General features: G+C 64.5%; 26 protein-coding genes. 14 read left to right on the plus strand and 12 right to left on the minus strand.

The features are described from left to right. Positions 1 to 10 precede the first annotated feature (10 nt). Genes ku through ligD form a run of 3 tightly spaced genes read left to right on the plus strand, consistent with a single transcriptional unit; the run spans position 11 to position 3,871 of the window. A complete protein-coding gene (gene ku / locus QOL68_RS02435; protein WP_282946617.1) occupies positions 11 to 886 on the plus strand; it encodes a non-homologous end joining protein Ku in 876 nt (291 codons plus the stop codon). After that, complete coding sequence (locus tag QOL68_RS02440) at positions 886 to 1,371, plus strand: MgtC/SapB family protein (protein ID WP_282946619.1); 486 nt, start codon at positions 886 to 888, stop codon at positions 1,369 to 1,371. Before ku ends, QOL68_RS02440 begins: the two co-directional genes overlap by 1 nt. Further along, positions 1,355 to 3,871, plus strand: coding sequence for a DNA ligase D (ligD, locus tag QOL68_RS02445; RefSeq protein WP_282946622.1), 2,517 nt, complete (start codon positions 1,355 to 1,357; stop codon positions 3,869 to 3,871). Before QOL68_RS02440 ends, ligD begins: the two co-directional genes overlap by 17 nt. Here ligD and QOL68_RS18935 read toward each other — a convergent pair. Beyond that, positions 3,828 to 4,106: a TetR/AcrR family transcriptional regulator gene (locus QOL68_RS18935; protein WP_502957385.1), complete on the minus strand. Its 279-nt coding sequence runs from the start codon at positions 4,104 to 4,106 to the stop codon at positions 3,828 to 3,830. The genes ligD and QOL68_RS18935 overlap by 44 nt on opposite strands. A gap of 73 nt (positions 4,107 to 4,179) precedes the next feature. Further along, positions 4,180 to 4,428 (minus strand): DUF4136 domain-containing protein, encoded by a 249-nt coding sequence (locus tag QOL68_RS02450; RefSeq protein ID WP_282946624.1) that lies wholly within the window; start codon positions 4,426 to 4,428, stop codon positions 4,180 to 4,182. Positions 4,429 to 4,655: 227 nt separating this feature from the next. Here QOL68_RS02450 and QOL68_RS02455 point away from each other — a divergent pair, with 227 nt between their 5' ends. After that, a complete protein-coding gene (locus QOL68_RS02455; protein WP_282946626.1) occupies positions 4,656 to 6,110 on the plus strand; it encodes a CYTH and CHAD domain-containing protein in 1,455 nt (484 codons plus the stop codon). A 269-nt stretch (positions 6,111 to 6,379) separates the two neighbouring features. Here the strand turns inward: QOL68_RS02455 and QOL68_RS02460 are convergent, their stop codons facing one another. Then, positions 6,380 to 7,000, minus strand: a complete 621-nt coding sequence (locus QOL68_RS02460) for a TetR/AcrR family transcriptional regulator (RefSeq protein WP_282946628.1) — start codon at positions 6,998 to 7,000, stop codon at positions 6,380 to 6,382. Positions 7,001 to 7,111: 111 nt separating this feature from the next. On the opposite strand from QOL68_RS02460, the gene QOL68_RS02465 reads away from it, so the two are divergent. The 3 genes from QOL68_RS02465 to QOL68_RS02475 are packed head-to-tail and all read left to right on the plus strand — an operon-like array spanning position 7,112 to position 8,650. Continuing rightward, positions 7,112 to 7,480, plus strand: a complete 369-nt coding sequence (locus QOL68_RS02465) for a hypothetical protein (RefSeq protein WP_282946630.1) — start codon at positions 7,112 to 7,114, stop codon at positions 7,478 to 7,480. Beyond that, positions 7,477 to 8,211, plus strand: coding sequence for a TspO-related membrane protein (locus QOL68_RS02470; protein ID WP_282946632.1), 735 nt, complete (start codon positions 7,477 to 7,479; stop codon positions 8,209 to 8,211). Before QOL68_RS02465 ends, QOL68_RS02470 begins: the two co-directional genes overlap by 4 nt. Positions 8,212 to 8,251: 40 nt before the next feature. Then, complete coding sequence (locus QOL68_RS02475; protein WP_282946634.1) at positions 8,252 to 8,650, plus strand: MAPEG family protein; 399 nt, start codon at positions 8,252 to 8,254, stop codon at positions 8,648 to 8,650. Between the two features lie 141 nt (positions 8,651 to 8,791). Here the strand turns inward: QOL68_RS02475 and QOL68_RS02480 are convergent, their stop codons facing one another. Next, on the minus strand, positions 8,792 to 9,595 hold the full coding sequence (locus QOL68_RS02480) for a LytTR family transcriptional regulator DNA-binding domain-containing protein (RefSeq protein ID WP_282946636.1): 804 nt from the start codon (positions 9,593 to 9,595) through the stop codon (positions 8,792 to 8,794). A 9-nt stretch (positions 9,596 to 9,604) separates the two neighbouring features. On the opposite strand from QOL68_RS02480, the gene QOL68_RS02485 reads away from it, so the two are divergent. Together QOL68_RS02485 and QOL68_RS02490 are read left to right on the plus strand one after the other, a co-directional pair. Further along, the gene (locus tag QOL68_RS02485) at positions 9,605 to 10,207 is read left to right on the plus strand and encodes a DUF1579 domain-containing protein (protein ID WP_204993285.1); all 603 of its coding nucleotides are present in this window, start codon (positions 9,605 to 9,607) and stop codon (positions 10,205 to 10,207) included. 564 nt (positions 10,208 to 10,771) lie between these two features. After that, entirely contained in the window at positions 10,772 to 11,431 is a 660-nt protein-coding gene (locus QOL68_RS02490; RefSeq protein ID WP_058454593.1) for a BON domain-containing protein, read from the plus strand. Positions 11,432 to 11,495: 64 nt separating this feature from the next. Here QOL68_RS02490 and QOL68_RS02495 read toward each other — a convergent pair whose 3' ends face one another. Beyond that, positions 11,496 to 11,963, minus strand: coding sequence for an NUDIX hydrolase (locus QOL68_RS02495; protein ID WP_282946639.1), 468 nt, complete (start codon positions 11,961 to 11,963; stop codon positions 11,496 to 11,498). A gap of 329 nt (positions 11,964 to 12,292) precedes the next feature. Next, complete coding sequence (locus QOL68_RS02500; protein WP_282946640.1) at positions 12,293 to 12,469, minus strand: hypothetical protein; 177 nt, start codon at positions 12,467 to 12,469, stop codon at positions 12,293 to 12,295. 251 nt (positions 12,470 to 12,720) lie between these two features. Here QOL68_RS02500 and QOL68_RS02505 point away from each other — a divergent pair, with 251 nt between their 5' ends. Together QOL68_RS02505 and QOL68_RS02510 are read left to right on the plus strand one after the other, a co-directional pair. Next, the gene (locus QOL68_RS02505) at positions 12,721 to 14,217 is read left to right on the plus strand and encodes a flavin-containing monooxygenase (protein WP_283404270.1); all 1,497 of its coding nucleotides are present in this window, start codon (positions 12,721 to 12,723) and stop codon (positions 14,215 to 14,217) included. Positions 14,218 to 14,290: 73 nt separating this feature from the next. Continuing rightward, a complete protein-coding gene (locus tag QOL68_RS02510) occupies positions 14,291 to 14,743 on the plus strand; it encodes a potassium channel family protein (RefSeq protein WP_058454589.1) in 453 nt (150 codons plus the stop codon). A 153-nt stretch (positions 14,744 to 14,896) separates the two neighbouring features. Here the strand turns inward: QOL68_RS02510 and QOL68_RS02515 are convergent, their stop codons facing one another. The 5 genes from QOL68_RS02515 to QOL68_RS02535 all read right to left on the minus strand — a co-directional run bounded on the left by QOL68_RS02515 (position 14,897) and on the right by QOL68_RS02535 (position 19,521). Then, entirely contained in the window at positions 14,897 to 15,268 is a 372-nt protein-coding gene (locus QOL68_RS02515; protein ID WP_282946645.1) for a SpoIIAA family protein, read from the minus strand. Beyond that, positions 15,256 to 15,813: a hypothetical protein gene (locus QOL68_RS02520; protein ID WP_282946647.1), complete on the minus strand. Its 558-nt coding sequence runs from the start codon at positions 15,811 to 15,813 to the stop codon at positions 15,256 to 15,258. Before QOL68_RS02520 ends, QOL68_RS02515 begins: the two co-directional genes overlap by 13 nt. 297 nt (positions 15,814 to 16,110) lie before the next feature. Next, complete coding sequence (locus QOL68_RS02525; RefSeq protein ID WP_282946649.1) at positions 16,111 to 17,178, minus strand: zinc-dependent alcohol dehydrogenase family protein; 1,068 nt, start codon at positions 17,176 to 17,178, stop codon at positions 16,111 to 16,113. Further along, complete coding sequence (locus QOL68_RS02530) at positions 17,175 to 18,884, minus strand: MBL fold metallo-hydrolase (protein WP_282946651.1); 1,710 nt, start codon at positions 18,882 to 18,884, stop codon at positions 17,175 to 17,177. Before QOL68_RS02530 ends, QOL68_RS02525 begins: the two co-directional genes overlap by 4 nt. Positions 18,885 to 18,936: 52 nt before the next feature. Continuing rightward, positions 18,937 to 19,521: an NAD(P)H-dependent oxidoreductase gene (locus QOL68_RS02535; protein ID WP_282946653.1), complete on the minus strand. Its 585-nt coding sequence runs from the start codon at positions 19,519 to 19,521 to the stop codon at positions 18,937 to 18,939. A 336-nt stretch (positions 19,522 to 19,857) separates the two neighbouring features. Between QOL68_RS02535 and QOL68_RS02540 the strand changes: the two genes are divergently transcribed. From QOL68_RS02540 to QOL68_RS02550, 3 genes are all read left to right on the plus strand, one after another. After that, positions 19,858 to 21,726, plus strand: a complete 1,869-nt coding sequence (locus tag QOL68_RS02540) for a PAS domain-containing sensor histidine kinase (RefSeq protein ID WP_282946655.1) — start codon at positions 19,858 to 19,860, stop codon at positions 21,724 to 21,726. Further along, complete coding sequence (locus tag QOL68_RS02545) at positions 21,716 to 22,330, plus strand: response regulator transcription factor (RefSeq protein WP_058454705.1); 615 nt, start codon at positions 21,716 to 21,718, stop codon at positions 22,328 to 22,330. The genes QOL68_RS02540 and QOL68_RS02545 overlap by 11 nt, the downstream gene beginning before the upstream one ends. 72 nt (positions 22,331 to 22,402) lie before the next feature. Next, positions 22,403 to 22,726, plus strand: coding sequence for a LuxR C-terminal-related transcriptional regulator (locus tag QOL68_RS02550; protein WP_282946657.1), 324 nt, complete (start codon positions 22,403 to 22,405; stop codon positions 22,724 to 22,726). On the opposite strand, the gene QOL68_RS02555 is transcribed toward QOL68_RS02550, so the two are convergent. Further along, complete coding sequence (locus QOL68_RS02555) at positions 22,723 to 24,042, minus strand: NRAMP family divalent metal transporter (protein ID WP_282946659.1); 1,320 nt, start codon at positions 24,040 to 24,042, stop codon at positions 22,723 to 22,725. The two genes, QOL68_RS02550 and QOL68_RS02555, sit on opposite strands and share 4 nt — an antisense overlap. Between the last annotated feature and the right edge of the window lie 33 nt (positions 24,043 to 24,075).

The following is a 24,075-nucleotide window of genomic DNA, read 5'->3' on the forward strand; positions in this document are numbered from 1 at the left end:
AGAAAAGGTCATGGCTGCACGCGCCTATTGGAAGGGACAGATCCGCCTCGCTCTCGTGTCGATCCCCGTCGAAATCTATTCCGCGACCAAATCGGGCGCCGCGGTCAGTTTCCGCCAGATTCACGAACCGAGCGGCAAGCCGGTCAAATATGAAAAGACCGTCCCGGGCATTGGCGCGGTCGATCATGACGACATCGTCAAGGGCTTCGAACTGTCGAAGGGCAATTATGTCCTGCTCGACGATGAGGAGATCGAGGCGGTCAAGCTGGAGAGCAAGCGCACGCTCGAGCTGGTCCAGTTCGTCGACGCCGGCGACATCGACGTCCTCTATTATGCCAAGCCCTATTATGTCGTCCCCGCCGACGAACTGGCCGAAGAAGCCTATATCGTGCTCCGCGAAGCGCTCCGCCGCACGAAAAAGGTCGGGCTCGGCCAGCTTTCACTGCGCGGGCAGGAACAGCTGGTCGCGCTCCGTCCCTGCGGCAAGGGCCTCGTGCTTGAGGCGCTGCGCTATGCCGACGAAGTCAACAAGGCGGCCAATTATTTCCGCGACGTCGGCAACGCCAAACCCGACGCCGACTTGCTCGACCTCGCCGAAACGCTGATCGAAAAGAAAAGCGGCGCGTTCGACGCCGGCGACTTTCGCAACCATTATGTCGATGCGATCGAGCGGCTCGTCGCCAAAAAGGCGAAAGCAAAAGGCAAGCGTGTGCTCGAGGATGTCGAGGAGCCTGCCGATACCGGCCGCGGGTCGAACGTCATCGATCTGATGGCGGCGCTGAAAGCCTCGGTCGACGGGAAGAAAAAACCGCCCGCCGCCGCGGCGAAAAAGCCCGCCGCCAAAAAGGCGCCCGCGAAAAAGACAGCCGCACGGAAGCGCGCCTGATGCTGCTCAACGACGCGCTCTGGTGGGACGCGCTCAGCCGCGAGGTGCTGCTGCGCCTCGGCGTTGCGACGCTCGCCGGCCTGCTGCTGGGACTCGACCGCGAGCTAAAGGGCTATGACGCCGGGCTGCGCACGCACGGACTGGTCGCGCTCAGCGCATCCTTGATGACCGTCGTCGCGATCGCGCTTTATCACCAGCTGGGCGGCGCCGGATCGTCGATCGACCCGCTGCGCGTGATCGAAGGCATGGCAGCGGCGATCGGCATCATCGCCGCGGGGCTGATCATCGTCAAAGGGGGCGAGGTCCGCAATCTCACCACCGCGGCGCACATCTGGCTGACCGCAGCGATCGGCATTGCCAGCGGCGCGGGCTATTTCGCGCTGGTCATTATCGCGGCGGGGCTGGCGCTGGTCCTCCTCGTCCTGCTTCGTTTCGTCGAGCGCCGCCTGCCTGGGCCGGAAGACAGCGATGCCCAGCCGCGCTGACCCCCTCGCCCAATATAACGCCAAGCGCGACTTCAAGCTGACCCCCGAACCCGCGGGCAAGGTCGAAAAGGGCGCGACGACCGGCGGCGGACGCTTCATCGTCCAGAAGCACGACGCGACGCGGCTTCACTACGACTTCCGGCTCGAGGTCGACGGCGTGCTCAAAAGCTGGGCGGTGACCAAAGGACCGAGCGCCGACCCCGCCGACAAGCGGCTCGCGGTGCGCACCGAGGACCATCCGATGAGCTACGCCGACTTCGAGGGCGTGATCCCCAAGGGCGAATATGGCGGCGGCAGCGTGATGCTGTGGGATCGCGGGACGTGGAAGCCCGTTGCGGGCAAGAGCGCGAAGGACATCGACAAGGGCCATCTCCACTTCACCCTCGACGGCGCGCGGATGAAGGGCGAATGGCTGCTCGTCCGCATGAAACCCCGCGCGGGCGAAAAGCGCGAAAACTGGCTGCTCCGCAAGGTCGACGACGCTTATGCCGGGGGTTCCGACGATCTGGTCGGCCGGCATTTGACCAGCATCCTGACCGAGCGGACGATGGCCGAGATCGCAGGCGACGAAGGCGGCAAACAATCGCTGAAGGGCGTGAAGGGCGCCGCCTTCACGAAGAAGATGGCCGCCGCCGCCGCGCACAACAGGCAGGCCGCGAAGCCAAAAGCCAAAGGCAAGCCGCCCAAATTTCGCCCGCTCCAGCTCGCGACGCTCGTCGATGCGGTGCCCGCCGGCAATGGCTGGTTCCACGAGATCAAATATGACGGCTACCGTGCCGAGGTCGCCGCCGCGGGCGACGATGTGCGCGTCTATACGCGCAGCGGCCTCGACTGGACCGACAAATTCGCTCCGCTCGCCCGCCACATCGCCGCGCTCGATCTGCCGCCCTGCCTGATCGACGGCGAGATCGTCGCCTATGGCAAGGACGGCAATCCCGACTTTTTTGCGCTCCAGGCGGTGCTGAAGCGCGGCCATGGCGCGCAGGACGACGGCACCGACCTCCATTTCTTCGCCTTCGACCTCATCGAACTCGGCGGCAAATCGCTGACGAAGCTCGGCAATCTCGAACGCAAGGAGCGGCTCGAAGCGCTTCTGCGCGATGCCGCACCGCCGATCGCGGTCGCCGACCATGTCATCGGCGCGGGCGAGCAGCTTTACGCCGCGATGTGCGGCGCGGGGCAGGAAGGCATCATCTCGAAACGCGCCGACGCCGCCTACACCGGCCGCCGCAGCCGCAATTGGGTCAAGGTCAAATGCACCCGTCGCCAGGAATTTATCATCGTCGGCTGGAACCCCTCCTCGGCAAAGGGCCGCCCCTTCGCCTCGCTCCTCCTCGCGCAGCGCGAGAAGGGCGAACTCGTGTACAAGGGCAATGTCGGCACAGGCTTCGATACCGAGACGATGGCCGATCTTGCGAAGCGTTTCGCGCAGCTCGAACGCAAGACCGCCCCGCTCGAGGTCGACGCCGCCACCGCGCGCAAAGCGCACTGGCTCCGCCCCGATCTCGTCGCCGAAATCGCCTTCGCCGAATTCACCGCGAGCGGATCGGTCCGCCACGCAAGCTTCCTCGGCCTGCGCAGCGACAAGGAGGCAAAGGATGTGACCCCCGAGAAGAAACAGCCCGCGCCGGCACCCGCCAGCGACGTCACGATCAGCAGCCGCGACCGCGTGATCTTTCCCGAAGCCAAAGCCACCAAGGGCGACCTTGCCGATTATTATGCCGCCATCGCCCCGCTGATGCTCCCGCACATGGCGCGCCGCCCGCTCAGCCTCGTCCGCTGTCCGCAAGGGCGCGCCAAGAAATGCTTTTTCCAGAAACATGATTCGGGCAGCTTCGGCGCGCATGTCCACCATGTCCCGATCCGCGAGAAGGACGGCGGGTACGAAGATTATCTCTATGTCGATGACGCCGACGGCATCCTCGCCTGCGTCCAGATGGGAACGATTGAATTTCACGGCTGGTCGAGCCATGTCGACGCCATCGAACGGCCCGACCGCCTGATTTTCGACCTTGACCCCGACGAAGGGCTGGGTTTCGCCGAGGTCAAAAAAGCAGCGCTCGAAATCCGCCGCCAGCTCGCCGACATCGGCCTCGTCAGCTTTGCGATGCTGTCGGGCGGCAAGGGCGTGCACGTCGTCGTGCCGGTCGATCCCGGCCATAGTTGGGAAACGCACAAGGATTTTGCCAAACGCTTCGCAGAGGCGTTGAGCCTCGCCGAGCCCGACCGCTATGTCGCGACGATGAGCAAGGCGAAGCGCAAGGGCAAGATCTTCATCGACTGGCTGCGCAACCAGCGCGGCAGCACCGCGATCGTGCCTTGGTCCGTCCGCGCTCGCGAGCAGGCGCCGGTGGCCGTACCGGTCAGCTGGGCTTCTCTTCCCGAAGTCGGGAAAGCAAGTGCGTGGACGATCAGGGATGCAGAAGAATTGCTTCAGCGCGCCGCTGCTCCCGACCTCAAGGGGTGGGGATTCGTAAGTCAGTCTTTGCCATCAATTTAAGATCCAGACTATCTGGCGAACCGCAGCTTCGGATGCATTGTTGCGGAGAGCGGGCGGGCCTGCAGGCAGTGATATAAGGCGCGGCGACGTCGTCGATCGACGTTGCGTCGAAGCCGCGCTCGGCGAATAGCTCGGCCGCGACAGTGGCAATCTGACGCTGCCTGTCGTCGCTCTTCGCGCTCATCGACAATCCTGTCGAAAACGGGCCGCGCGGGGCGCGTCGGCCACCGGGCATTGGCGATGGGAACAGGGGGAAGGCGAGCGAGGGGGCAGAGGGGCGGCGCCACACCTCGCTCGCCGGCACCGGCCTATTGGGTAGGCAGTGCCTTGGTCATGTCGCGGAGCAGCCGGGTGAGCTTTGCCTCGGTCACGTCCTTACCGGTGACGCGCTTTTTCGACGTGGCGCGCCACGCCAGCCGACCCGTGTCGGCGTCGATCAGATCCAGCACGAGCGTGCCCTGCGTATGCTGGCTCGCGTCGAGCCGGTAGTCGCCGCCCGTCGGGCAGAAGGGAAGGCCGCAACCCACGCCGTCGGCCTCTCTTTGTTTGGTCGTCAAAAGCCGACCGACGCAACCGGCCAGACGCGGACGTCATAGTTCGGTTACGGGCTTAGAGCAGCGGGGCAGTTGCGACACACTTGGAAAGAGTCGCTCCAACCTTTGGGCCTCGTCGGAGCCGCCGTTTTCTTTTCGGCGACGGTTCGTGCTAGATCGACGGTAGGATGGTTCATCCTATTGACGGATATCTTTCCGAGAACCCCTTTACGCAACGGGACCGACGTTCCATGGGCGACGAAATCGAACTGAAACTTGACTTGTCCTCTGCCGACGCGGATCGAATCGTCGCGTCAAAGCTGTTCGGTGACAAGGGCAGGGTCGTAGAACAGGTTTCGACCTATTTCGATACCGATGAAAATGCGCTTGCCAAGGCCGGCTTTTCACTTCGCATTCGGCGCACCGGCAATACGCGCGTTCAGACGATCAAAGCCGGTGGAGGAACTTCGGCCGGACTCTTTGCCCGCACCGAATGGGAGCGTGCGGTGGACGATGACGCCCCCGTGCTCGACTATGCGACCCCGCTGCCGGCCCTCATCGGCGACAACGCCGACAAGGTTATGCCTCGTTTCATCGTGAAGGTCGAGCGGTGCAAATGGCTTGTCGAAGAGGACGGGACGACAATCGAGGTCGTTCTCGACCGCGGCGATGTCAGGGCAGGCGACCGGTCTGACCCCGTCTGCGAGATCGAGCTCGAGCTGAAGTTGGGTGACTCGGCGGCGCTTTTCGGTCTTGCGCGCACGATCGAAGCCATCGTTCCGATGCGCCTCGGCGTTCTGACCAAATCGGAACGTGGTTACCGGCTAGCAGAGCCCGATCGGGCGAGCGTCAAGGCCGAGCCTATTTTGCTGGGAGCCGATATAAGCACCGCCGAGGCGTTCAAGCGGATCGTTCGATCAGGCATTCGCCACTTCCGGCTCAATGAAGACCTGCTCCTTTCGAGCCGCAGCGCCGACGCGCTGCACCAGGCGCGTGTAGCAATCCGCCGGATGCGCTCGGCCTTTTCGGTTTTCAAACCGATGACCGGGGGCGATGGCGCGGGCCTGCGCGGGGAGCTCAAATGGCTCGCCGCCAGCTTTGGGGAGGCCCGCGACCTCGACGTGCTTCTCCAACGGGCGCCGTCGGAAGCCTTGCGCGATTGCATCGCCGCCGCTCGCGAGAAATCCTATGACCATTTGATCGAGACGCTGGCGGATCGCCGGGCCCGCATCGTGATGTTGAACGTCGCGCACTGGCTGGAAGAGGGCCGCTGGGCTGACGGCAAGGGCGGAGAGGTCGATGGAAACGATCCGGCTCGCGCCCTTGCTGAAAACGAGCTCGCGCGCCTCCGGCGCAAAGTCAAACACCGGGGTAGGGGGCTTGCATCCGCCACCGACGAGACACGTCACCAGCTCCGCAAGGATGCAAAAAAGCTACGCTATGCGAGTGAGTTTTTCGCTTCCCTGTTCGATCGAAAACGCGAGCAGCGGAGGCACGGGCGTTTTGTCGCGGCGCTAGAAGGGCTGCAGGATTGTCTTGGCAAGCTTAACGACCTCGCTGCTGCCCCGGTCCTGCTGAATAAACTTGGAATCTCCGATCAAGATGGAGCAACTGCGCTTCTTTCCAGTGAAATGGACAAGAAGGAAATGCTCGAGCGCGCGGAACGTGCGTATGGCGAGCTGTTCGACACCAAACGCTTTTGGTGATCGCGCCGATTGCTCTGCCCTGGGTGGCTGGGCCCACGCACCAAATGTGCAAAGACAATGGCAGCTCTTGTCGCTTCGGCGCCAAGATCTGACTGGCCGCCCATGGCCAATTTTGACCAGAGTCCGCCCCTGTTGAATATCCCGTTTCGGCCAGAAACAGATGGTCGCTCATCGGTTTTTTTCGGCAACACCGCGGTGCCGGACCGGGCCGCGGCGGAGAGACGGCAACCGGGAACAACGTGCCGCCTCTGATGGCAGGCGCCGGGCGCTCATGCGTGCCAGGCGCGGACAAACGCCTCGGCGTGCGCGACCAGCAGCGTATCGAGGTCGAGCGGGCGCACCGCGGCGCCGCCGAGCGGGCGCTGGTGCAGCACCGCGACGATGATCGGCGCGGCCAGCTGGACGGCAGCGAGGCGTGTTTCTCCCGCCCGCATCTCGCCAGCGCGCACATGATGCTCGAGCCGGGCTTCGACTGCCTGCAACATCGGTTCGAGCAAATTGCCGATGAAAGCCGGGCCAAGGACCGGATGGCCAAGGCCTTCGGCAAGCCCCGCGGCGATCATCCGGTCGAGGTCGGCGTTCACGAGCCCGGTCGCGAGATGCGCCACCGCGTCGCGAACCGAAATATCGAACGCGCCGCTCGGCTCGGCCATGATCGCCATCGGCGTCGCCCCATGCGCGCGTTCGTCTTCCATGACCGCGCGGATGATATCCTCACGCCGTCCGAAGTGATGCGTCAGCGACGACAGGCTGACGCCTGCGGCCGCCGCGAGGTCGCGCCAGGACGGTGGCCCTTCGCTGCGGCTGCGCAGGCGCGCGCGCATCTTCGCCAGCAGTTCGGCGCGCCGCTCGGCAGTCGAGCGGTTAGGGGTTCCCGAATGGCGTGCCATGTATCACTTGAACCAATCTATAATCTCGTGCATTGTATCATTCGATCCATCCTAACACCGGGCCGCGTGAGGCTCCACGGAAAACGGGACTATCGAAATGCGGCGCTTCCCATGACCGACGATATGCTTCTCCGCCTCGCGTACGGCGCCAACATCCTGATCCTCCTGCCGGTCGTCACCGCGCTCCTGTGGTCGGGCACGGCGGCGGTGTTCGGCCCCGGCGTGCCGGAATCGGCGGGACTGCGGCTGCTCGTCGCCGCGCTCTGGGGCGCGATCCTGCTTTGCTCGGTCATCGGGCTTGCGTGGCCGCGGCCGATGATGGGCATATTGCTGCTCCAGATTCTCTACAAGACCGGCTGGCTGCTGACTTTTGTCCTGCCCGCGATCCGCGCGTCGGAGCCTGTTCCGTGGGGTCCGACCCTCGTTTTCATTCCGATCATCCTTCTCTGGCCGCTCATCCTGATACGGGTCTGGCTGTGACCGCGATCGACATCTTGCGGGCGGCGCTGGTCATTGTCGCCGCTATTGCCCAAGCGGTCGTGGGAAGCTGGCCGCAATGGCGCCGATGGGAGCATAGCGTTCCCGAACGCTCGGCGCGCCTGCATCTCCCGATCGTCCCTTGGCCGCCCTTTTTCGCAATCTGGGGCGTCATCTTCCTCGCAAGCTTCGGCTTTGCGATCTGGCACGCTCTGCCCGCCAATCTCGATGATCCCTTGTTGCGTATGCTCGGCTGGTTCGCCGTTGCCGCCTGGACGCTCAATACCGCTTGGGAATGGCATGTCCCGCGCCGCGACATCGACTGGACAAGCCTCGTCCTGATTGCGGCGGCGCTCGCGGTCCTGCTCGCCGCGATGGCGACGATCGGCCGCGCGCCTTCGGAACGCGGGCTGTCCTTCTGGCTCGGCATCGCGCCGATCCAGCTCCTCGCCGGATGGATATCGGCCGCTGTCTGGGTGAATTTGGGCTCAACCCTCAAATGGAGCGGCGTCCCGGTTCGCACCGCGTGGCAGATCGTGCTGCTGCTCGGCGCCGGCGCGCTGGGATCGATGGTCGCCTGGTTGTCGGGATCGCCCGTTTACGCCGGCGCGATCGCTTGGGCGCTGGCCGGCATCGTTGTGCAGAATATTGTCCGCGACCGGAATCTGCCGATTTCGCTCACTGCCGCCTTTCTGGCGCCAGCCGCCGTGGTCGCGGCGCTGATGTCATCATGATCGAGCATCCTCGACCGACTTTGCCCGACCCTGGAGGACCATGATGCTTTCGCATACCTTACCGATCGTTCCGCTATACGCAGCCGCGCTCGCCGTCCTCTTCCTCGGCCTCTCGGTGCGCGTGATCGCCTACCGGCGCCGCGAACGGATCGCCTTTGGAAGCGCTGGCGATCTTGAACTCGAACGCCGGATCCGCGTCCATGGAAATTTTGCCGAATATGTTCCGCTCATCCTGCTTCTCCTGCTGATCGCCGAAAGCCGCGGAGCCTCGGTGCTTGGCGTCCATGCTGCCTGTGTCCTGCTGCTGCTTGGCCGTCTTGCCCACGGCATCGGTGTGTCGCGCAGCGCGAGCGACGATGTCGGCCGGATCGTTGGGATGACGGGAACGCAGTCGGCGGCACTTCTCGCCGTCGGGCTGATTGTCTCTACCTATATTTGATGGGTTGGTCCGGAGTGGCTGGTGCTGGATCGGTTATTCGGACGCACCGTCCGGTCGCCGCAGGCATGTTGTCGCCGCGTCATCAGACTAAAAGGTGGCAAAATCAGCCATGTCGTTCCAGCTGGATGCAAGCGACATTCGCTACAACCATCCGCGGGCTCGAAGGTCGGCGGCCGCTGAAGGACTGACCCCGATCGATCGGCCATCCTTCAGCGAAACATGCCATTGGCGACCGCGCCGCTCGATCGTCTGCACCGACGATGCCGCGACCCAATGGCCGCGCCGGATGACGGCTCCGTCGGCCGCCTCAAGTTCGGAGACCAGATCGCCGAACCGCGCATGAAGCAAGCTGCTCGAACCGTCGCTTCGCCAGATACGGCAATAATGATCCTCGGCCGCAATCGCGGCGATCGCGTCTGCATCCCGGAACCCCCCGCGCCAGAGCAGCCCTTTCGAGAAGTCGGGGCGTGTGGTCGCGGGCGCCGGGCGTATCGCAACGACGAGCACAAGCAGAAGCGCGAGGCTGATGGCAGCGGCGCTCGCCCAGCTTCTCGTCCAGTCGACCGGCATCGGGAGTCCGAGAAGCTGGCCGTACAGACCGATCTCGGCAGGCAGTGGCAAGTTGATGACGACCATCCCGAGCAGCGCCGCGCGCCACCAGTCGGTGGGCCCGCGCACGCGCCACGCGAACCACAAAACCCATAGCAGCACGTTGGAGCCGATGAGCAGCGACCAGAATGCGAGCCGGGTTGCGAGCGGTATATCCAGCGTGCCGAACGCGCCCGCCGTCGTCATCAGGAGGATCGCCGCTCCTCCGCCGACGAAATAGATGGCAAGCCCGGGCAGGTTCCGGACGCGGTTGGCGAAGGCAATGACGCGGTTCGCGAAATAAGCTTTGCGATCCGGGCTCGCCTGTCCTTCCGAAGCCAAAGCGCGATTGTCCATGGCGAACTGATGGCACTGCGCATCAGGAGGAACAAGATGAGAATAGCGACCGGTTTGTCAGGTGCGATACTTCTGGCCGTGACCGTGCCGTCTTCGGCGCAGCCGGTCCAGCAGGACCCCGGGGCTTTGCTCGCCGCCGAGCGCGAGGCGATGCAGGCCTTTGCCTGGATGGATGGCGAGTGGCGTGGCATTGCGGTCACTCAGACCCCCGGCGGCGAACACCGCGTGACGCACACCGAACGGATCGGACCGTTGCTTGGCGGGTCGATCAGATTGGTTGAGGGGCGTAGCTATCGCGCCGATGGCTCGACCGGATTCAACGCCTTGGCGATGCTCAGCTTCGACCCGATGGCCAAGACTTATCGGATGACCAGCCATGCTGACGGTCGATACGGAAGTTTCGCAATCGCTCCGAATGCGACGGGATATGTTTGGCAGATCCCCGCAGGTCCGATGACGATCCGTTATACGGCCACGCTGCACGATGGCGTGTGGACCGAGATCGGCGAGAGGCTGGTCGATACGAAGCCGCCCGTGCCCTTCTTTCGCATGGAATTGCGGCGCGTCGGAGATAGCGGCTGGCCGGCGGAAGGCAGCGTAGCGCCAAATTGAAACTTTGGTGTGAGTGTCCCCCTCTCCAGCCTTGATAGGCTGCGGCAGGCCGTAGCCAATGCGTACAACCCGGCACGGGGACGTATTTGCGAGTCGGCGGGTGCGAGGTCATATCGTGATCGCAAGCGGTCAAGTTATCGACCAGCGACGGGAGGTCGTCGAGATAGTTGGTACGAAGGGCGTGCGGCGAACATCTCAATCCGAAATTGTGAACGATCGGAGGAGCGCTCCTTGAAAAGCGCGTGCTTCCCCGGCCCAATTTGATGTCTAACGTCTGACTTTGCCAGCGGGCATCATTGGGGTCGGGCGTGCGCGGGTACCATGCTTTCGATCAGCAAGGGCTACGGATGTAAAGCAGCGGCGAAATCCGCTTCTCGCCACCGGCGCCTCTAGGCCGACCGACACGTCGCTGACGTGCGACGCCATTGGCGGCCGGCGCTACCCTTACGGATGTTTGCGAATAGGGCTGAAGCGCAGGGCAGGTGAAAATCTCCGAACCGAAACCATCGGGTTCTGCCGGCCTGCTGCCGGGCGGCAACCCTTCAGGCGAAGAGGAGACAGATAATGTTGAAGAAAACAGATGGGCAGTTGCAGCGCGACGTGATGGACGAACTCGAATGGGAGCCGAGCGTCGATCACGCCGATATCGGCGTTGCCGTGACCGATGGCGTCGTCACCCTGTCGGGTTATGTGAAAACCTATCCCGAGAAGATCGCCGCCGAGAAGGCGACGCGGCGCGTCGCCGGCGTTCGCGCGATCGCCGAAGAGATCAAGGTTCATTTCGCGTCCGAGCCCAAGATGGCCGATCATGAGATCGCCAAGCGCCTGCTCGACATGATGGCCTGGACCGTGTCGATTCCGACCGAGAAGGTGAAGGTCAAGGTCGAGCATGGCTGGGTGACGCTGAGCGGCACGGTCGACTGGGATTATCAGCGCAAGGAAGCCTTCCGCGCTGCGAGCCGGGTCACGGGCGTCGCCGGTGTGAGCAACCTGATCGAGGTCAAGCAGCACCCGGCGCCCGCCGACGTGAAGGAGCGGATCGTCTCGGCCTTCAAACGTCAGGCCGATCTCGACGCCGCCGGGGTGACCGTGTCGACCGAGGGCGGCACCGTGAAGCTCGGCGGCAAGGTGAAGGCGTGGGCCGAGCGCGGAGTCGCCGAGAGGGCCGCATGGTCCGCGCCGGGGGTAACCCGGGTCGAGGATAATATCATCATCGCGCTTTGACCGGCGCGACTGACGAGATCGCGTTGGTGGCCGTCCCGGCACCGGGGCGGCCGCTGCGCCCCTTTCAGCCCCCCTTCGCCAAAAATTTGCTCAGCCGATCTGGAAATGGCCGCTGACTGGGCAGCATCATCGTGCCGGCCTCGGCCATCGTGAACCACCGTGCGGCATCGACCTCGGGAAACGACTGGCGCCGGCCACTTTTGGGCGGCCACTCCAGTTCGAAGCAATTGCTTACAATCGCGGCCGCCTCGATATCCTGCCCGAGCGCAAAGGCATGAACAATCTTTCCGCCTGCCTGCCGAAGCTGCCCCAGAGCAGCAAGCGGGCCCTTAAGCGCGACGCCAAGTTCCTCCCGGGCTTCGCGGCGTGCGGCGTCTTCCGCGCTTTCTCCGGGCGCGATCAGCCCCTTGGGAATCTGCCAGGCGCCGCGGTCGCGCCGGCGCCAGAAGGGACCGCCGGGATGGACAAGCAAGACCTGTAGCGCCCCGGCTGACCGGCGATACAACAAGATTCCGGCGCTCTGGCCGGTCACGACGTGCGATGACGGCGACGATCGGTTTCCATTGGCCGCCTCTCCTCAAATCCATCGACTGGCTGCGCTGGCGCACAGGGCGCGGCTTGCTCCCTTCAAGGCCAGACCAAAGCGCATAATGCAGCTCCAAGCTTTGCGTGACATGCGGGAATTTGCGTATTTCCTGTATCGCGCGCGTCGCTCACTCTCGCTCCATACCCTGGCTATGGAGGCTGAGATGGATATCCCCAACGTCGGCACATCGCTCGCCAAGCTCGGCGTGCCCCGCCGTACGCGCAAGAAAATCGGTCGCATATCGCGCTCCCCCAAAATGCGGGCCGCGGCGGCGCTTATTCCGCTTCTCGCCGCAGGATTTCTCGCTGCGCGGACGGTCGCGCGGCGCGGATCATGACGATGAGTCCGTCGGAGATCGACGACCCGTTCGAACGTGATCGCGAGCGATCGGCGGCCATCCGATTTTGGATCGCGTTTATCGCGTTCACGATATTGGGAAGCATCTGGTTCATGCTCTTCCGTCTCTGACACGTCGAACCTTTATCAATCCTGGCGGACGTCGCTTCGCGGTCCGGCAGCCGAAGCGCCGCTACCTTGCGGGCCCCCCTACGCCGGTTTCCTGTCCGATCTCTGGTTGACCAGGATCAATGTATGCAGCGCTCCCGCCGGCGATATTCGAACCGTATCAAAGAGGAGGAAGAGGAAGATGTCACGAGCCGAAGCTCAAGGGGCGGGAGGTCGGGTCCGGCCCCTTCATGTCGATGTGCTGATCGTTGGCGCCGGTATCTCGGGCATCGGCTCGGCCTACCATCTTCAGCAGCAGTGCCCGGGCAAGAGTTACGCGATACTCGAGGCGAAACCGACCTTCGGCGGGACGTGGGAGACTCACAAATATCCCGGCGTACGGTCGGACTCGGACCTCTACACCTTCGGCTATCGCTTCAAGCCCTGGGTCGGCGCGCCAATCGCCAGTGGCGCCGAAATCCTCAAATATATGGGCGAGGTAATCGAGGAGAACGAGATCGGCGTCCATATTCACTATGGCCATCGCATCACCGCCTGCCACTGGTCGAGCGCCGCCAATCGCTGGACGATCGAGGCAGTGCGCGCGTCGGATGGCGCGGCGGTCACCTTCACGGCCAGCTTCCTGTGGATGTGCCAGGGCTATTATGATCATGACAAGCCCTACATTCCCGATTGGCCGGGTCTTGAGGATTTTAGAGGGCAGTTCATTCACGCCCAGCTCTGGGATCCGACGATCGATTATGGAGGCAAGCGCGTACTCGTCATCGGCTCGGGCGCTACCGCTGCGACCATCGTCCCGGCCTTTGCCGAGAAAGCAGCGCATGTGACGCTGCTTCAGCGTTCGCCGACCTATTTCTATTGCAGCGAGAACAGGAACGAACTTGCCGACCGGCTGCGAGAGGTCGGGATCGACGAGCCGACAGTCCACCGCGTCGTGCGGGCTCAGATCATGCACGACCAGGATCTGATGACGCGGCGGTGCCAATCGGAGCCCGATGCGGTGTTCGAGGATCTGAAAGCGCTGATCCGGGCTTATTCGGGCGATCCCGACTTCGCGTTCGAACCGCATTTCACGCCGAAATACCGGCCGTGGCAGCAACGGCTCGCGTTCTGCCCCGAAGGCGACATTTTCAGGGCGGCGGTGCAGGGCAAATTGACCGTCGTGACCGACACGATCGACTGCTTCACTGCGACAGGTGTCCGCACCGCGAGTGGCGAGGAGATCGAGGCCGACATTATCGTCGCCGCGACCGGGTTCAATTTATCGGTCATGGGTGGGATCCCGTTCGATATCGACGGCGCACCGGTCGATTGGTCGAAGACGATCACCTATCGCGGGATGATGATGACCGGCGTCCCCAACCTAGCCTGGGTTATGGGCTATTTTCGGGCCAGCTGGACGCTCAGGGTCGACATGATGGGCGACTTCGTCTGCAACCTCCTCAACCATATGGACGACATCGGCGCGAGAAGGGTCGAGGTCGCGCTCAGGCCCGAGGATGAGGGCATGCAGATCCTGCCGTGGATCGAGGAAGACAACTTTAATCCGGGCTATCTTATGCGCGGCCTCGACGCGATGCCGCGGCGCGGCGACAAACCCGAATGGCGCCACAATCAGGACTATTGGGCGGAGAAGGACGCCTTCCCGAAGATCGACCTGCGCGGAGCGGAGTTCGTCTATGACGGTGAGCGCTCGGGGTGGTCGGCCCGCACCGACGCGGAAATTGCGGCCTGATGGCGCGGCCGCGCCGCGAGGCCGGCCAGGGGCATAGGCCCGCCATCATACAGGCGGCCGCCGGGAGCGAATCATGACGCTCGCCCACCAGCTCGGTCTCGCCACTCTCGTCGTCGGGCTCACGGTCGTCGTGCACCTCGCGGGACTTGCGCTGCTGCTTGCGATCCTTCGCCGCTACCGGCGTGCATCGCGACGCTATCTTGTCATTCTTCTCAACGGGGGGGCGATTCTTGTCGCCGCATTCGGGCTGTTCGCGCTGCACTCGGCCGAAATCTGGATCTGGGCAGGGATCTACCAGCTTCTCGGCGCTTTCATCGACTTCGAACATGCCTTGTATTTCTCGACATCGACCTACGTCACCATAGGCTATGGCGACATCGTCCTGCCCCCGGGGCTGCGGATCCTTGGCGCGATCGAGGGCGCGAGCGGGATCATCCTGATCGGCTGGTCAACGGCCTTCTTCTTCTCGATCGTCGATCGTATGAAACTCCTCGAACGCAGTTTCGATACCGATCATGGCCGATAAGGAATCGACTGGGACGCCGCGTGGCCGTCGACACGATCCCGTCGTTCGTCCCGAGCATCGATGCCTGCTGTCAGCCCGTCCGCGATACGAGATGGGCTTCGCGATCATTGTCGCGCGAGGACGGCCAAGGACCGGGCAGGACGGTGATCGTAATCAGTTGCGCCCTTCGACCCACATCAGGGCCGCGCCGCGATCCTCCGGCTTGAACACCCGATAGCTGATATGCGGCAGAAGTGCGCTTTCGATCCGTGTGAGCGCCCGGATCCAGACTTGATCGGCGACGACCGCGACGCGTCCGAACCGGTCGAGCTTGGCGAAAAGCGGTGCGGCCCGGGCGATATGCGCGGCCAGCCCGCTGATCTCGATACCGTCGATCGACCGCGTCTCGGCATAGACATGCACAGTCTCGTTCGCCGCCATCGCGGTGTCGAGCCGGTCCATGATCGAGGCCAGATCCTCTCCCGTGATTTTGCCGTCGATACGGACGGCGAGCACATCGTCCTTCGTGTCGATCATTTCGAACATGACGGGGCCTTTCCGGTGACGCTCGCCAGCATCGCAGCGACGGCGAGCAGGTCGAGCGTGAGGCTCTGCGCCGCGGGGAGGATCGAGGCGAATGGCCAGGCGAACCCGATCGCGAGCGACACCATCAGGCTGACCGCGCCCGAGAGATAGAGCCAGCCGCGGCCCGCATGGTTACGTGCGAGCGCGAGCGTCAGCCGCGCCGCTGCTCCCACCGCGAGAACGCCCGCCATCGCCATTGCACCGTGATAACCGCCAAGCAGCGGATCGACGAACAGGATGATCGCCTGAATCAGGCAGACGAGCGCGCTGACGAGCCAAAGCCGACGATCCAGCCGATCGGCGCAGGTCGCCGCCATGCGGACCTGGACGAGCGCGGCGAACAGCAACGCGGCCACCAGCATGTAAAGCGCCGCGATGGTCTCCAGGAAGGTGCGCGACAAAATGAAAAGGATGAGGAGGCACACCGCCACGCCAATTTCGAGGACCGAGATTTCTTTCCAGAGGCTGCTCTGCACCGGGCGGCCGGGCGCATCGGTCACAATCATCAATCGTCTCCCTTGCGGAAAATGGCGGTGGGGGCAGGCATAACGCGATGCTGGAAGCGCCGCATTGCGGGATTCTACGGACCTCCGTTGCTGCGCGTACGCGTGCCGCGACGAGGCGGGCTAGAAATGCGCGAACGCTCGTCTTGAGCTTCCGTTGCTCGATCACGATGCCGCGCTCAAATTCGACAAGCTGGTCATGAACGCGCACCCCCAGCGCGCTGCGCCGAGGTTCGATCTCGCGATTGAGTTCGGCCTGCCGATCGACGATGGTCCGCGCGATCCCTTGCATGCGCTGGGCTACGAGGCGGACCTCGCCGCAGCGGGATCGGCCGCTTCGATGATGACCTTGAGCGCCTGCGTCTCGGCTGCCCTGGAGAAGACGTCATAAGCGTCCATCATGTCGGCCATTGCAAAATGGTGGGTGACAAGCTGTTCGGGATCCAATTGTTTCGCCTCTACCATGCGCAGCAGCTGCGGCGTCGAGACGGTGTCAACCAATCGCGTCGTGATCGTGATGTTGTGGGACCACAGACGCTCGAGATGCAGGTCGGCCTTGGCGCCATGCACCCCGACGTTCGCAATCGTTCCTCCGGCTGCGACGAGCAGCTGGCAGAGTTCGAAGGTCGCGGCGACGCCGACCGCCTCGATCACCGTATCGGCACCGCGCCCACCCGTCATCTCCATCAGCGCCGCTGTGGCGTCGCGCGCGCCGCTGTTGATCGTGTCGCTGGCGCCGAACCGGCGCGCAACAGCGAGACGGCTGTTGTCCAGATCGATCATGATGATCCGGGCGGGCGAGAAGAGCTGCGCGGTGAGCAGCGCGGCGAGACCGATCGGTCCCGCGCCGACGATCGCCACGGTCGATCCCGGGGCGACCTTGCCGTTGAGCACGCCGCATTCGAAGCCGGTCGGGAGGATGTCGCTGAGCATGACCAGCGCATCCTCGTCCGCCTGCTCGGGGATGGCGTAGAGGCTCGTGTCGGCATGCGGGATGCGAACATATTCGGCCTGGGTGCCGTCGATCATATTGCCGAGGATCCAGCCCCCCGTCGCGCAATGCGATTGCATGCCCCGGCGGCAATATTCGCAGCGCCCGCACGCGGTGATACAGCTGATCAGAACATGATCGCCGGGCGCGAAAGCCGTTACGCCCGTCCCGATGCTATCGACGATGCCGACTCCCTCATGCCCGAGGATGCGGCCGGGCGCGCAGCTAGGGACATCGCCTTTCAATATGTGGAGGTCGGTGCCGCAAATGGTCGTCTTGGTGATGCGGACGATCGCGTCGCCCGCATCCCGCACCTGGGGGACCGGCCGCTCCTCTATAGTCTTCAGGCCAGGGCCGTTATAGACGAGGGCTTTCATTCGAAACCTCCTGTCGTGAGGGGAGGGGCGTCTGGACCGTTGCCTTGGCGGCTCGATCGTGTCGGCACCGCGGGATGCGAGGTTTCTGCCTTTGCCGCACGGCGGCGCCGTTTCTGTTCGGTGCGCGCCGCGTCATAGCTGGCGAGAACCCGCCGCATCTCGTCGAGCGCCTTGCGGCGACCTCTCTCGCTGCGGATATGCTCGAGGTTGTGCTTCAGATTGGCGGCGAAATCGGCATAGTCATTCTGCCAGTCTTCGCCCGCGAGCTGGGCAAGATCGATGCGTCCGGTCTGGATTCGCTTGGGCGGCACGCCGGGGGCGAGCGCGAAGCTCTCGCCGATCGCGGGAGCGACGACGGCGAGGCCCGGCGTTTCGGATTGGACGAGCGAGCGAAGCGCTTCGATCGCTTCGCTCTCGCCATGGTCCAGAAAAAGTCCGCCGCGGATTGGACCACGTTCGCGAATCCAGGCCGCAAGCTCGTCCCGGTCGGCATGCGCCGAATAGCTTTCGATGCGCCGGATGGCGGCACGAACGTTGATGTCCTTGCCCGAAAGCCGCACGCGCTCGGCCCCATCGAGGATGACCCGCCCGAGCGATCCGCGCGCCTGGAATCCGACGAACAAGATCGTCGACTGGCGCCGGTGCAGATTATGCTCGAGATGGTGGCGGACGCGCCCGCCCTCGCACATGCCCGAGGCAGCGAGGATGATGGCGCCCGACACGCTGTTGAGACGGATCGATTCGGCGACGTCCTCGACATAGCGGATCGAGGGATGACGGAAGACGTCACTGCCCGCGAAATCCTCGAGCTCGGCCGCGTGCGCCGCGAAGACTGTCGTTGCCTGGCTCGCAAGGGGCGAGTCGACGAAGATGGGAATGTTCGGGATGCGGTTCGCCTCGGCGAGGCGGGCGAGGTCGAGAAGCAGCTCCTGCGTCCGCTCGAGCGCGAACGCCGGGATGATGAGGTTGCCACCGCGCGCGAGCGCCGCCTTCACTTCGGTTTCGAGGAGCTGACGGCGGTCCTCGATCGTCAGTTTCGGCCGCGGCCGGTCGCCATATGTCGATTCGCATATGATGAAGTCCATGCCCGTGGGCGCATCGGGATCGCTCTGAAATGCCTTGTTGCCGGGTCCCAGATCGCCCGAAAAGAGCAGGCGAACGCCGCCCGCCTCAAGCTCGACCGAGGCCGACCCCAGGATATGCCCGGCATTCCACAGCCGCGCCTTGAAGCCCGGTGCGGGCTCGAACCAGGTCCCAAGCTCGGCGGGCTGGGTCAGGCGCCACGCCCGCAGCCCATCGGCCTCGGTGTAGAGCGGCTCGAACATCGCCTCGCCCGCGCGGTCGTAACGGCGGTTCCGGCGCGCGGTGTCGCTCTCCTGAATTCGCCCCGCGTCGGCGAGCATGAATTCGAGAAGGTCAGCGGTCGGCGCGGTGCACCAAAGGGGACCGCGATATCCCTCCTTCGCGAGCTTCGGTAACAGTCCGCAATGATCGATATGCGCATGGGTAAGCAGGACTGCGTCGATCTTGTCGACGTCGAACCCAAAGACGCCATGGTTCAGCGTCTCGAGGCTCCGCGATCCCTGGAACAGCCCGCAGTCGATCAGGATCCTTCGCTGTCCGAGCGTGAGTTCCATGCATGAGCCGGTGACCGTTCCCGCGGCGCCATGGAAGGCAATCTTCAGCGGCGTTTCGGGGTCGGCCATGACACTCTATCTTTCGTTCGCAGGTGGACGGAGAAGCGGCCTCGCATTGCGCTCAGCGCCCCGCCGCGCCAAATTGGGTCATCGCCTCGAGCCACTTCGTGCGGTGCTCGGCATCGCCTTCGACATTGCCGACGATGCTTCGCTCCGTGGGCGCGATGCCGACAAAGCCGAGAATATTGCGCTCGAGGCTGCGCAGGCTGTGCGCGCCAAAATACAGGCGGTAGAACAGCGCGGGCATCCCCATTGTCACGACGATATGTGCCGTTCGGCCTTTGAGGCGTTTTTCGGGCAGGCCCTTTGCCTTGGGCGCGAAGGCGAATCCGGGCCGCATCACCTGTTCGAAGAAGCCCTTGAGGCGGGCGGGCAGGTCGCCGAGCCAGAGCGGGTAGAAGATGACCAGATGTTCGGCCCAGGCAATATCGTCCTGCGCCTCGGATATCGCGGGCGGAAGCGCACCCTCTTCCCACTCTTTGCGACTTTCGAGCAGATCGAACGCGAGGCCTGCGACGGCGATGCGGCGGACGTCATGACCTGCCGCCAGCGCCGCCGCGGCATATGTGTCCGCGAGCGCATGGACGAACCGCCCCGGATCGGGGTCGGGGTGTCCGTCGATCAGCGTGATCCGTCTGGCCACCATGCCGAATTCCTAAAGGTTCGGGGTGCGCGCGTTGGCGCGACTGGAACGGAACACCGCGCCGGGCCGAGCTGGACGGGACGGGCGCGGCGCGGCGATCCGCCTGCCGCTTTTGGGATTGCGGACGCATTCCTCCTATCCGTAGTTTCCCGCATGGCCCCGCCACGCGCACGGCCTTGGCGAAACGGCATGCCCCATAAGGATCAACGCGGATCGCGGTCGCAGCGATCGTTTCGCTCTGGCCCGAAAATCGCTATGGAAGGCGTCCGCGGGAAGGCGAACCTTGAGGATGGCGGCGCCTTTTTTACAGCGCGGGCGGAGGCTGCGCGGTCGATGTCGATGTTGCAACGCTCTTTTGCGGCGCGTCTCGTCTGCGCGCTGGCTCTCGTCGCCGCCGCGGCGCTGCTGCGCTATGCGCTCGAGCCCTGGCTCGCCGGCAACGCAGCCTTCCTGCTGTTCGCGCCCGCGATCCTCGCCGCCGCCGTTCTCGCCGGACCGCTCGCGACATCGATCTCGACGGCTCCGGCTCTGCTCATCGGCCTCTATTTTGCCGGCTACCGGGGCTACAGAACCCCTAATCTGGTCGAAGCCGCGGTTTTCCTGCTCACGGCGGGCGGCGTCGTTGCGCTGTCGCAGGCTTTCGAGCGGATGCGCAAGCGCATGCACGAAAGTGACCGGCATGCCGCGCAGCGCGATGCCGAGGCAGCGCTCGTCGCCGAGGAGCTCAATCTGCTGATCGATGGCGTCGAGGGCCATGCGATCTATCTGCTCGATGCCCGAGGCCGGGTCACGATCTGGAACAAGGGCGCCGAGCGCCTCAAGGGGTGGCGCGAAGACGAGGTTGTCGGAGAGGATGCCGCGATCTTCTACCCGCCAGATGCGATAGCCGCGGGCAAGCCCGCCGAGGATCTCGCCACGGCCGCCCGCGACGGCTGCCTCGACGCCGAAGACTGGCGCGTCCGCAAGGACGGTTCGGAGTTTCTCGCCGACGTGTCGATCACCGCGCTTCGCAACGAAGACGGAAGCCTTCGCGGCTTCGCCAAGATCGTCTCCGACATCACCGGGCGCCGCGCCGCCGAGGAAGCCTTGCGATCGCGGGAAAGCCATCTCCGCTCGATCCTGTCGACCGTGCCCGACGCGATGGTCGTGATCGACGATCGGGGTCTGATCGTCTCGTTCAGCGCCGCCGCCGAGCGGCTGTTCGGCTATCAGGAGGCCGAACTGCTTGGTGTCAATGTCAGCCGGCTCATGCCCTCGCCCGATCGCGAACGCCACGACGCCTATATCCGCCGCTACCTCGAAACAGGGGAAAAGCGCATTATCGGAATCGGACGGGTGGTGTTCGCCGAGCGCAAGGACGGCTCGACCTTTCCGATGGAATTGTCGATCGGGGAGGCGTCGAGCGACAGCCATCCGCTCTTCACCGGCTTCATTCGCGATCTCACCGAGCGCCAGCTGACCGAGGCGCGGCTCGAATCGCTTAAGTCCGAGCTGATCCACGTCTCGCGCGTGAGTGCGATGGGGACGATGGCTTCGACCCTTGCCCATGAGCTCAACCAGCCGCTCACCGCCGTCGCCAATTATGTCGAGGCCGTTCGCGACCTGCTCGCGAGCCCCGCACCTGCCGATATGCCGATGATCCGCGATGCTCTCGACGATACGGCGAAGGAAGCGCTGCGCGCCGGGCACATCGTCCGGCGGCTGCGCGATTTCGTGGCGCGGGGCGAGGTCGAGAAAACGATCGAGAAACTGCCGTTGCTCATCAACGAGGCGGCGGTTCTCGGGCTGATGGGCGCACGCGAGAAGAGCGTCGAGCCGCGTTTCGATCTCGATCCCTATGCCTCGCCCGTGCTCGTCGACAGGGTCCAGATTCAGCAGGTGCTGATCAACCTCATCCGCAACGCCGTGGAAGCGATGGCCGACAGCCCGGTACGGCAGCTGACCGTCACGAGCCGTCCCGACCAACGTGGCTTTGTGCGGGTGATCGTCGCCGATACGGGCCCGGGCGTGCCGCCCGAGGTCGCCGCGCAACTCTTCACGGCGTTCGTCAGCACGAAGGCCGAAGGCATGGGCCTCGGCCTTTCAATCTGCCGGACGATCGTCGAAGCCAATGGAGGCCGCATCTGGATGGAGAAACGTGCCGGCGGCGGGACCGAATTTCATTTCACGCTGGTGAGCGCGAAAGCGGAGGAAGATGATGTCGGATAGGAAGCTCGTGCATATCGTCGACGACGAGGAGGCGATCCGGCGTTCGGCGAGCTTCATGCTCAAGACCTCTGGCTATGCCGTGGAGACCTGGGCCAATGGCGTCGCTTTCCTGAAAGAAATCCGGCATGTCTCCGAAGGCTGCATCCTGCTCGATGTGCGCATGCCCGAGATGGACGGGCTCGAAGTCCAGCAGGCCTTGCTCGAGCGGGGGGTCACCATGCCGGTGATCATGCTCACCGGCCATGCCGACGTATCGATCGCGGTGCGCACGATGAAGGCCGGCGCGGTCGATTTTCTGGAAAAGCCCTTCGAGAAGGCGGTACTCATCGCCTCGATCGAAGCCGCTTTCGCTCGCATGGAGGCGGCGGAAGGCGCGGCGGCACGCTCTGCCGAGGCCGAGGTGGTGCTTGGCATCCTGACGCCGCGCGAGCGCGAGGTTCTTGAAGGTCTCGCGCAGGGGCTGCCCAACAAGACGATCGCCTACGATCTCGGCATCTCGCCGCGCACGGTCGAGGTTCACCGCGCCAACCTCATGGCGAAGCTCGAAGTCCGCAGTCTCTCGGACGCGCTGCGACTCGCCTTCGCCGCCGGGCTCGGCGCCTGAAATCTGCGGACATTACGTAACGACCGCGCTCTTTCCGATGGGTAGATCATTGCCCATCGGAGGATGGACCGCATGACGACAGGCCGCTGCGAAGACCCTGCGAGGACGATCCGCCGTCCCGCGCCGGACCGCGCCGCGCGCCCGCGGCCGTCTTCTCCCACCATCAACCACCTGACGCATCGCGAACTCGAAGTCGTCGACGGTCTCGTGCGCGGTCTCACCAACAAGCAGATCGGACAGGAACTCGGTATCAGCCACCGCACCGTCGAAATCCATCGGGCACGCCTGATGCGCAAGCTCGGCGCTGCGACGCTTGCCGCGCTTCTCGGCATCGTCCTGCCGCAGCGCGACCGGATCGACGCGCTGATCGCCGAACAGGCCAGGGCGCGGGCCTAGACCTTCCCCGCGGCAAGGAAGAAAAAGAAGAGCAGGGTGGCCGCTGCCATCACCGCAGTCGCCGCCCAGCCTGACCAGAGCTGCCGCCGCGAAATCCGGAGGCGCCCCATCGCACGCGGATTGCGCGCAATCAGCATCATCACGACCATGAGCGGCGCGGCCAGCACGCCATTGACGACCGCGGCCCAGTAAAGCGCGCGCGCGGGGTCGATCCCGATCGCCGAGAGCGAAGACCCCGCGAGCGTCGTCGCGGCGATCGTGCCGTAGAAGAGCCGGGCGGAAAGCGGCTTGGCGTAGAGGCTGCCCGCCATGCCCGCCATCTCGGTCACCGCATAGGCGGCCGATCCCGCGAGCACGGGAACGGCGAGAAGGCCGGTGCCGATGATCCCGAGCGCGAACATCGCGAAGGCGAACACCCCCGCGACCGGGCGCAGCGCTTCTGCCGCCTGCGCCGATGTCGCGATGTCGCGCACACCCTCCGCATGCAGCGTCGCCGCGGTCGCGAAGACGATCGCAAGCGAGATCGCCGTGCTCAGTGCCATGCCGGTCAGCGTGTCGATACGGATGCGCTTGAGCTCGGGGCCCGCCGCGGCCGGCGTCAGGCACAGCGGTTTTGCATGATGGCGATGCTGTTCCTCGATTTCCTGCCCGGCCTGCCAGAAGAAGAGATAGGGGCTGATCGTCGTCCCGAGGATCGCGACGAAGGCGGTGGCATAGGCGGCGTTGAGCTCAATATCGGGTATCACCATCGACCCGAGCGCCTGGCTCCAGGGGACATGGACGACGAACAGCACCGCGACATAGGTGAAGAGGGTGAGGGTCGTCCATTTGAGGATCGCGGCATAGCGTGGATAGCTGAGTCCCACCTCGAGGACGATGCTGAGGATGCCGAACAGCAGGGTGTAGAGCCCGGCATTGCCGCCGGCCAGCAGCGCCAGCGCCGCGCCCATGGCGCCGAGATCGGCGCCGAGGTTGATGATGTTCGCCACCAGCAGGAGCGATACCATCGACCACAGTAGCGGGCGCGGATAGTGCCGCCGCAGATTGCGGGCGATCCCCGCTCCGGTGACCCGCCCGATCTCGGCGGCGATGCCCTGGATTGCAACCATCAACGGGAAGCTGAGCACGAAGGTCCAGGACAGGCGATAGCCGAAGGCCGCGCCGATCTGGCTATGCGTCCCGATCCCGCTCGGATCGTCGTCGGCGGCGCCGGCGATCAGCCCCGGGCCGAGCGCGCGAAGAAATTCTCTCGGGCTCGGCCTGGGCGCTGCCGATGCGGCGGGAGCCCTTACGTCCTCGTCACTGGTGATCGGCATGGATGGTCTTTCTTTTCGGACGTTCGCGTCCGC

The organism is Sphingopyxis sp. Geo25, from assembly GCF_949769135.1.
In the GTDB taxonomy this organism is placed as follows: domain Bacteria; phylum Pseudomonadota; class Alphaproteobacteria; order Sphingomonadales; family Sphingomonadaceae; genus Sphingopyxis.